The 9,265-nt window shown below is 44.0% G+C and carries 7 protein-coding genes; all 7 read left to right on the plus strand.

The window, feature by feature from the left end; all coding sequences use genetic code 11:
* Positions 1-1,178: tetratricopeptide repeat protein (locus HZA10_07825; GenBank protein ID MBI5196215.1), on the plus strand; the 1,178-nt coding region annotated here is incomplete at its 5' end.
* 149 nt (positions 1,179-1,327) lie between these two features.
* Positions 1,328-2,680, plus strand: coding sequence for a cytochrome C (locus tag HZA10_07830; GenBank protein MBI5196216.1), 1,353 nt, complete (start codon positions 1,328-1,330; stop codon positions 2,678-2,680).
* Positions 2,677-3,687, plus strand: coding sequence for a redoxin domain-containing protein (locus HZA10_07835; GenBank protein ID MBI5196217.1), 1,011 nt, complete (start codon positions 2,677-2,679; stop codon positions 3,685-3,687). The genes HZA10_07830 and HZA10_07835 overlap by 4 nt, the downstream gene beginning before the upstream one ends.
* A complete protein-coding gene (locus HZA10_07840) occupies positions 3,678-4,688 on the plus strand; it encodes a hypothetical protein (protein MBI5196218.1) in 1,011 nt (336 codons plus the stop codon). The genes HZA10_07835 and HZA10_07840 overlap by 10 nt, the downstream gene beginning before the upstream one ends.
* Positions 4,689-4,848: 160 nt before the next feature.
* Complete coding sequence (locus HZA10_07845) at positions 4,849-6,324, plus strand: HAMP domain-containing protein (protein MBI5196219.1); 1,476 nt, start codon at positions 4,849-4,851, stop codon at positions 6,322-6,324.
* Between the two features lie 3 nt (positions 6,325-6,327).
* Positions 6,328-7,716 (plus strand): sigma-54-dependent Fis family transcriptional regulator, encoded by a 1,389-nt coding sequence (locus HZA10_07850; GenBank protein MBI5196220.1) that lies wholly within the window; start codon positions 6,328-6,330, stop codon positions 7,714-7,716.
* 40 nt (positions 7,717-7,756) lie between these two features.
* Positions 7,757-8,881 carry a 6-bladed beta-propeller gene (locus HZA10_07855; GenBank protein MBI5196221.1) on the plus strand — a complete coding sequence of 375 codons (1,125 nt, stop codon included), beginning with the start codon at positions 7,757-7,759 and terminating at the stop codon, positions 8,879-8,881.
* Positions 8,882-9,265 lie beyond the last annotated feature (384 nt).

Here is a 9,265-nt window from a genome sequence, read left to right on the forward strand (position 1 = left end):
ATCTAACCCCCTTTCTCCTAACCCTGCTCATCATCCCTGTTTCCTATATCGGGGCTGACACATCTGCCGGAGATTTGCTGAGCGATGTATCTGAGACAGCAAGGCTTCAGACCGATATGTCAAGGCTGGACTATCTTTTTACCCAGTTCAGGGTAATTGTGACTTATATCAGATTATTGTTCCTGCCGATAAACCAGAACCTTGATTATGACTATCCGATATATAACTCTTTTCTAAATCCAAATGTGTTTTTGTCATTTCTGCTTCTGTTGTCTATCTTGGGACTTGGGGCTTATCTTTATTCTTGTTCAAAAAATCCCCCTACATCCCCCTTTAACAAAGGGGGAATAAAAGGGGGTCATTCACCGTTTACTGTTCACCGTTCACTGTTCACTGTTCACTATTTACGTCTCACCGCCTTTGGCCTTTTCTGGTTCTTCATAACCCTGTCTGTTGAGTCAAGTGTTATTCCTATTGTAGATGTGATTTTTGAGCATAGAATGTATCTGCCAAGCATAGGTTTAATAATCGCCTTTGTCAGCGCCGTTTTTTATTTCATTCCTTATCTTTCATCCTTCAACTTTCAACCTTCATCCTTTCTCTCTCATCACGCATCACGCATTACGGTCTTATTGCTTGCTGCTTTAGTCCTTTCCCTCTCCATCGCCACTTATAAAAGGAATCTGGTATGGCAAGATGAGATTAGGTTGTGGGAGGATGTAAACAGAAAGTCGCCTGATAAGTCAAGGGTACATCTCAACCTTGGACTTGCCTATCAAAATCATAAACGGCTGGAGGAAGCTGTTAGGGAATATTATATTGCTTTAAGTCTAAATCCCAATTACAAAGAGGCATATAATAATCTCGGTAATATTTATAAGAATATGGGCTTTATTGATAAAGCTATTGAGCATTATCAGAATGCTTTAAAAATAAATCCTGATTTTGCACTGGCGCATAATAATCTTGGTTTTACTTATTATTACTTTAAAAAGTGGAGCGATAAGGCCATTGAACATTATCAGATTGCTTTAAGGTTGGAACCATATAATGCATATACTCATTTAAACTTGGGCATTGCTTATAAATCCATGGGACGGTTTGATGAGGCAAAGGAGCAGTTTGATACAGCTAAAAGATTAAATCCCGGTCTTTTCAATACGGAAAGAACCCGCTAATAGTGCATTAAGCTGTCGTTATAAAAATCTGATTATGCGGGGCAGGTTTATGAACCAGAAGCAGCGGACTTGTTGAATTAAACGCAGGTATTTGGTTATAATGCATTGATAAAATATACTCTTTCTGCAAATTGTGGAAAGGAGGGCCTTTGATACAAAAAACAACGACCAGCTTTTTTTTGTGTGTGATTGCAGTATTTGCGGCGTTGACTTTCTTTGATAACAAAACATATGCAGAGGAAAAAACAGGGGGGTGTATTACGTCTTCGTGCCACCCTAAAATTGTAAAGGACAAATTTGTCCACGGGCCGGTAGATGCCGGAGAATGTATTGTTTGTCACGGGGACTCTCAAAAACATAAGGACAACCCTGCCAAGAATAAGTTTTCCAAAATCAAACAAATAGATAAACTCTGCTATACCTGTCACGACAAATTTAAAGAAAGGCAGTTTACCCATGCGCCGGTGAAAAGCGGTGAATGCACTGCATGTCACAGTGCGCACAGCTCTCCTTATAAATTTCAGCTTGTTGCTCAGGGAGCCGAGCTTTGCTTTATCTGCCATGACGCAAAAATTGTTGCCGGGAAATTTGTCCACGGGCCTGCGGCTGTCGGAGGGTGCGTGGCATGCCATGAACCGCATACTGCGGATTACGAAAAAAATCTTAAGGCAAAACCAACCACATTATGTTTTTCTTGCCATACGGATCAGGCGGAAAAATTTATGAAGGCAAAGGTTATTCACAAGCCAGTTGCCGAAAACTGCGCCAAATGCCATAATCCTCACTCTGCGGAAAAACAATTTATGATGAGCGCTGAAATTCCCGAGCTTTGCTTCAATTGCCACAAAGATAAAAAGGAGTGGCTGGATAAGGCGTCTGTCCAGCATGGAGCGCTGGCAATAGGGAAGAAATGCCTGAACTGCCATGAACCGCATTCATCAAACATCGCAAAAAGGCTCTCCATGGCTCCGCTTGAGTTATGCTTGAGCTGTCACGACAAAGAGGTCCAGACGCCGGACGGCAGGACGCTTGTCAACATGAAGAAGCTGTTAAGTGAAAACAAAGACCATCACGGACCCATAAAGGAAAATGACTGTTCAGGGTGCCATAACCCGCACGGCTCAAGTAATTTCAGAATATTGAAGGAGCCTTACCCATCAGTCTTTTATATGAGTTATAACGCTGATAATTATAATCTCTGTTTTAGCTGCCATGAGAAAACGATTGTACAGGACCCGCAAACCACCAAGCTGACAAATTTCCGCAACGGCGAGGTGAATCTTCATTTCAGGCATGTTAACAAGATTGAAAAGGGCAGAACCTGCCGCGCATGTCATGAAACCCATGCGAGCAATTATCCCAAACATATTCGCGAGGCAGTGCCTTTCGGCGCGTGGGAGCTGCCGCTTAATTTCCAAATGACAGCAACAGGCGGAAGCTGTACCCCGGGTTGTCATAAGCTTAAAAAATACGACAGGGTCAAAAAGGAGATAAACCCATGATTGTTGCTTTTTTACTGGCGGCGCTGTTATTAATCACTCCTGCCTCTTATGCCGGAGCCATAAATATTTCAAAAGGAGAGACAGTGCCTGATTTTTCCCTGAAAAGCATTGACGGTAAACAGGTTTCATTGAGTGAATATAAGGGGAAGACCGTGATTATTGTCTACTGGAAGGCGGCGCTGAGCCGCTCTATTGATGCGCTTAAAGATGTCAGGGAAATTGCAAAGAGGTATAAGGAAAAAGGCGTGCAGGCGCTGAGTTTAATTCCGGGAGAGGAAAATCAGGAGGCAATAAGCAAGATAATCAGCGATAATGCAATAGACTTCCCTGTTCTCATAGATGCGGACCGGCAGGTTTACGGTAATTTTGAAATAAGGGTTTACCCGACAACCCTTCTTATCGGCAAGGACGGCAAACTTGCCTATAACACCGCCGGGCATGCGCCTACCTATCAACTGAGTCTTGAAGGACAGCTTCGCCTTCTGCTCGGGGAAATAACCGAAGAAAACCTGCAGAGCCTGCTTAACCCGCAAAGAGAGGAGCAGGACAAGGCAGCAATTGAGGCTGAAAGAAAATATAACCTTGCGCTTGAGTTTATGAAAAACAGGCTCTTTGACCAGGCATTGGATTCGGCAAAAAAGGCGGTAGAGGCAAAACCGTCTGTTGCCAAGGCGCATTTATTGCTGGGTTTCTTATTTCTTGAAACAAAAGAGGCGGACAAGGCGCTTGATGAATTTAATAAGACTCTGGAACTGGACCCGGGCTCTCATGATGCAAAGACAGGACAGGGAGGGGCGCTTATTTTAAAGGGAGAGCTTGATAAGGCAATTGAAATCCTCACTGCCGCAGGCACGGCAAATCCGTATCCTCAGATGACATACTATGAACTCGGAAGGGCCTATGAGCAAAAAGGCGACAAAGACAAGGCCGCGGAGATGTATAAAAAATCAATTGAAAAGATTATTAAGAAGCAAATCCTCCCTTCAATGATATCTCAATGTCAATAAAGAATGTTTTTTTTTCATATTTGCTTTTTCTGCTTTTAGTTCCCTATGCAGAAGGCAATCAGAAAATTCTGACCGTAAATTATCCCCCTGACAAAACCGTAATGGAATTCGGGCTTCTGGGAGTTTCCTTAAGCGTGACTCCAGACTCAGCCGACCTGATAAAAGTAAAGGTAAACGGCAGCGAGCAGGCAAGCATAGCTCCGGGCAAAAAGGTTGAATGTTTTTCTGTACAGTTGTCCCTCGGAGTTAATAAGATTGAAGTATCGGCCATTAAAGACAAAAACCCGGTTGAAACCATTGCCTTTGATATATTCAGAAGGTCAGACCTTGAAAGGGGATATAGAAATCCTCCTGCTGTTTTCCAAAAGAAAAATTTTCATATGACGGATACTTCGCTGTGTGCGGAGTGTCATGCGATGAAGCCGGGTGAGAGCGATAAAAAGCCGGTAAATCCTGCCACTTTTTCATCTTTTAAAGACAGCAAAACCTCTCCTTCCACATGCTATTCATGCCATAAAAAGATGACTGCTTATCCTTTTGTCCACGGGCCGGCATCTGTCTGGAGCTGCCTCAGCTGTCATAACTCCGAGGCAAAGCCGATATATTTTATTAAGAAACCGGACACGGATACATGCTTTGGCTGCCATATTGAACAAAAGGAGGACTGGCATGCCAAAAAATACATCCACGGCCCGGTCAATACCGGCAACTGCGCCATATGTCACAGCCCGCATGCGTCAGAGAACCCTTTTAATCTTGTTAAACCCGCATGGGATTTATGTATAACCTGTCATGTGGAAAACGGCACAGGCAGACACATTATTGCCGGTTTTGTCTATGAGGGGGGGCACCCGACCCGCGGAAGGTCTGACCCTGTCAGGGAAGGTAAAGAGATGTCCTGCGCAAGCTGTCATAATCCCCATGCATCTAATTATCCGCGCCTCTGGGCTTTGGAGGCGCAGAGCGCATTTGCCTTGTGCATGAAGTGCCATCAAAAATAACTGCCTGATTACCATTTCCGGGAATATGGTAGTTAATGTGATTACAGGAAAACTTGTTAATTTAAGAAGACGTGCCTTATAATAAAAAATAACACGACAAATGTTTAATACTTTAAAGTTTAGGATAACTATAACGGCCCTCCTTATTATTTCCGCCACTATGTTTATAACTACATGGAAAGACATAGCCGTAACTGAATCAAAACTTCTGACCGAGCAGAAGGAAAAGGCGGTACTGCTTTCCGACAGGATAAAGCACGGCATTATGGTGCTTATGCTGGAAAACAGATGGCGTGAACTGCAGGCCATGATGGAAAGTCTGGTTAGAAACAGTCCGGAGCTGAAAGAACTGCGGATTTTTCATCCTGAAACCGGAATTATGGTGGCCTCTTCAGATCCAAGAGACATCGGGAAACAAATATACAAGGAAGACCTTGAGAGATTCAGGGCGGATAAAGGCAATGCGCCTTTTTTGATAAAAAAGGGCGAGCATACTTATGCGTCAACATTAAATTCCATCCAGAACCTTCCGGCATGCCACAAGTGCCACGGCTTTGAGAAGAAAATACTCGGGGTCATTGATATTGAAGTCTCTGTTGAAGCGGTCTATCAGGCGATACGGGAATTCAAAAGAAAACACCTGATGAATGCAATGGTCGGCACGGTGCTTATTTCAGGGGCATTTCTCTTTGTGGTTGGGATACTGATCGGCAGGCCCATAAACGCAATGATCAGCGTTATTAAAAAAATAGAAGGCGGGGACCCGACTGTCAGGATGAACATTAACAAGAAAGATGAGCTCGGGCAATTAGCCCAAAGTTTTAACAGGATGGTAGAATCGCTTGAGGCGGCCAAAAAACAGATTGAGGAACATCACAGGCAGCAGGTTCAGAAGGCGGCAAAGTTGGCATCCCTCGGCGAGCTGGCCTCGGGCATTGCTCATGAGATAAAAAATCCGCTGGCCGGCATCAGCGGAGCCATACAAATACTTGCGGCTGATTTCCCGCCCAATGACCCGAAGCGGGAGATTACGGATGAGATGCAGAATCAGGTAAAGAGGCTGGATCAGGCGGTCAGGGACCTCCTGCTGTACGCAAGGCCGACGCCGCCGCAGATGTCGCCTAACAATATAAACTATATTCTTGAGAAGACCCTGTTTTTTATCAGACAGGTGGCGGCAAAGGGCAATACTGAAATAGACACCGAGTTCGGGAAAGATCTCCCTGAGACAATGCTGGATGCCGCACAGATACAGCAGGTTTTTTTAAATCTTTCCATTAACGCCATTCAGGCCATGCCGGACGGAGGGAATCTGAAGATTTCAACAGCGCTAAAAAAATCAAAGGAATTATCCGGGATAGTTTTAGGCAACGACAATAATGAAGAAGAGTGGCTGGAGGTTAAATTTGAAGATACCGGAGTAGGCATCTCTCCGGAGGATATGAAAAAGATATTCAACCCGTTTTTCACGAAGAAAGTTAAGGGCACAGGCATCGGCCTTTCAATAAGCCAGAGGATTGTTGAAGAACACGGGGGGATGATTACGGTTAAAAGTCAGTTTGGGAAGGGAAGCGCTTTTACCGTATTTTTACCCGTAAAGAAACAAATTACTCCACAGGGCGCTGTGACTGGTTAAACAATGAATAAAATCTTAGTCATAGACGACGAAAAATTTATTACCTGGTCGCTCAAGCAGGGACTGGAAAAAGAAGGTTATGATGTTACAACATCAGGCTCAGGCGAAGAGGGACTTGAAGTTTTCAAATCAGAAACCCCTGATATTACGCTTTTGGATGTGCATCTCTCAGGGATAGACGGCATTAAAACTCTTGAGCTGATAAAAGAACTGGATAAGGACGCGCTGGTGATTATGATTACAGCCCACGGCGGTGTTGAAGGCGCTGTCAAGGCAATAAAATTAGGAGCCTATGATTACATAGAGAAGCCGTTTGACCTGGACCGGATCAAGATATTGATAAAAAAGGCGCTTGAGACTGTCACATTAAAAAAAGAGGTGCGCCAGCTCAGGGGCAAACAGCAGGAAAAATACAGTTTTGAAAATATTGCAGGCCATTCCGAATCAATGCAGAAGATGATTGCCCTTGCCGGAAAGATCGCAGAAAGCGATGCCACGACAGTCCTTATTCAGGGAGAAAGCGGCGTAGGAAAAGACCTTATGGCAAAGACCATCCACTATAACAGCGCACGCGCCGACAAACCGTTTATTGAGGTGACTTGCACGGCCCTGCCTGAAACCCTTGTTGAGAGCGAACTTTTTGGCTATGAAAAGGGGGCTTTTACCGATGCCAAAGTGGCTAAAAAAGGACTGTTTGAGCTGGCTGAAGGGGGCACAATATATCTTGACGAAATCGGCGATATGAAGCCCTCTACGCAGGCAAAGATCCTGAGGGTTGTAGAAGAGCACACATTTAAGCGCATAGGCGGACTCAAGGATATAAGGGTGGACCTGAGAATTATCGCCGCTACGAACAAGGATTTGGGAAAGGCGGTAAAAGAGGGGAACTTCAGGGAGGACCTCTATTACAGGCTTAAGGTAATACCTATTGATGTTCCTCCGCTTAAAGAGAGGAAAGAGGATATAATTCCCTTGATTATGCATTTTGCAGCGGTATTCGGCAAAGAGATAAAAAAAGAGGTGAAGGGCATAACCCCAGAGGTTGAAGAACTGCTGATGAATTATCCATGGCCCGGCAACATAAGGGAGCTGAAGAATATTGTAGAAAGGCTTTGCATACTTGGAAGCGGAAATGTTATAGACCTGCAGTATCTCCCTGTGGAAATAGCGGATTATTCGCACAAGCCGATTACAAAGGAAGAGGAAGAAAAGACCGGAGAAGAAGTGCAGCTTGCGCTTCCCATGGGCGGCATTTCCCTTGAAGACCTTGAAAAAGATTTTATACGTCAGGCCTTGCAAATGGCTAACGGCAATCAGACAAAGGCGGCAAAACTGCTCCGCCTCACACGCGACGCCCTGAGATACAGGATGCAGAAATTCGGCTATCTTTAATTTGACACCGCTCTTTTGCTTATGTTAGTTTAAAAATTAAATGAAAGATTTATTCCATCAAGAAGATAGATTAGCATTAACACTGCGGCGCCGGATAAAAATCCCCGTTTTTTTTGTGCTGGTGCTTTGTTTAAGCATTACATTATTTTCCTGTGCAGCGCCTGAAAAAAGGATAGTGGAGCTTGTATGGCCATTACCGCCTGATGAGCCTAAAGTAAGGTGGGTAGGATGGTTAAGGAACGAGCATGACATCAAGGAAGAAACCAAAACCGAGAAGTTTCTTAAGAGTGTTCTCGGCGAAACTGATGCAGGGACAAGCATTGGAAAGCCTTACGGTGTCCATGCCGCAGAGGGCAGGGTGTATATAACAGATACTGGAGCGGGTATAGTTGTAGTCTTTGACACAGTAGAGAAAAAAGTCTACAACATCGGGGAAGAGGGGGTGGGATCGCTAAGAAAGCCTATTGGCATTACTACGGATGCAGAGGGTAATATTTATGTTGCTGACGCAGATCAGGACCGGGCGGTGGTTTATGACAAGAAAGGCAAATTTAAGAGCACATTCGGCGGGAAAAAACAGTTTGAACAGCCTGTCGGTGTTGCGGTGAACGATAAACTTGGAAGAATTTATATTGTTGACGCCAAAAAGCATAATGTTCAGACATTTTCAAAGGACGGGAATTTTTTATTTGAATTCGGAAAGCGCGGCTCTGAGGACGGGGAGTTTAATTTCCCCACAAACATATCTATGAGCAATAATAATGGAGAACTCTATATCACCGACAGCATGAATTTCAGGGTTCAGATATTTGACTCTGACGGTAAGTTTATATCTAAATTCGGCAGCATAGGCGACTCTCCCGGTCAGTTTGCAAGACCCAAAGGGATTGCCGTTGACTCCGACGGCAACATCTATGTAGTTGACGCCGCCTTTAACAATGTCCAGATTTTTGATAGGTCGGGACAGCTTTTATTGGCTTTTGGCGAGATGGGCAAGGGAGAGGGAAAATTCTGGCTTCCGGCAGGCATTTATATTGATGGGAATGACAGGATTTATGTTGCAGACCAGTACAATAGAAGGGTTAATATTTTCCAATACTTAAGCGAAAAGTTCAAAAAAAGCAGTCTGGGCAGCGTAACCCCCAAGGAAGCCGGCAAACCATAACTGTTCATAGCGTTAAATCACTATACAAACTGAGTGAGATAACGCAAAAGAGTCAACAGTTGACAGTTAACAGTTGACAGTGGGAAAAAACAACAAAGCATTTAACCAATTGATTTTTAATCAAAAACAAACTATTTTTAGTTGCAACTAAATAAACAAAAACAAATGGCATATTTTTTGCATTTCTATAATTAGAAGAACTTGATACAAGGGCTTAAGATGTACAAGGGAAGGGGGTGAAACAGATGAAGAAAGCATTGACAATAGGATTAGTAATACTCTTAGCATTAGGGGCGGTATATGCACTTAATGCGGCGACCAACGGCAACGTAGTATCAAACACAAAGCATAATCTCAGTTCATCAAGCGGAGGTACCTACAAGA

The organism is Nitrospirota bacterium, from assembly GCA_016212185.1.
Classification (GTDB): Bacteria; Nitrospirota; Thermodesulfovibrionia; order UBA6902; family DSMQ01; genus JACRGX01.

Bases quoted from the DNA above. Each gene is read 5' to 3' on its own strand.
- HZA10_07845 (MBI5196219.1), top strand. From the start codon at position 4,849: ATGTTTATAACTACATGGAAAGACATAGCCGTAACTGAATCAAAACTT.
- HZA10_07835 (MBI5196217.1), top strand. From the start codon at position 2,677: ATGATTGTTGCTTTTTTACTGGCGGCGCTGTTATTAATCACTCCTGCC.
- HZA10_07850 (MBI5196220.1), top strand. From the start codon at position 6,328: ATGAATAAAATCTTAGTCATAGACGACGAAAAATTTATTACCTGGTCG.
- HZA10_07840 (MBI5196218.1), top strand. From the start codon at position 3,678: ATGTCAATAAAGAATGTTTTTTTTTCATATTTGCTTTTTCTGCTTTTA.
- HZA10_07855 (MBI5196221.1), top strand. From the start codon at position 7,757: ATGAAAGATTTATTCCATCAAGAAGATAGATTAGCATTAACACTGCGG.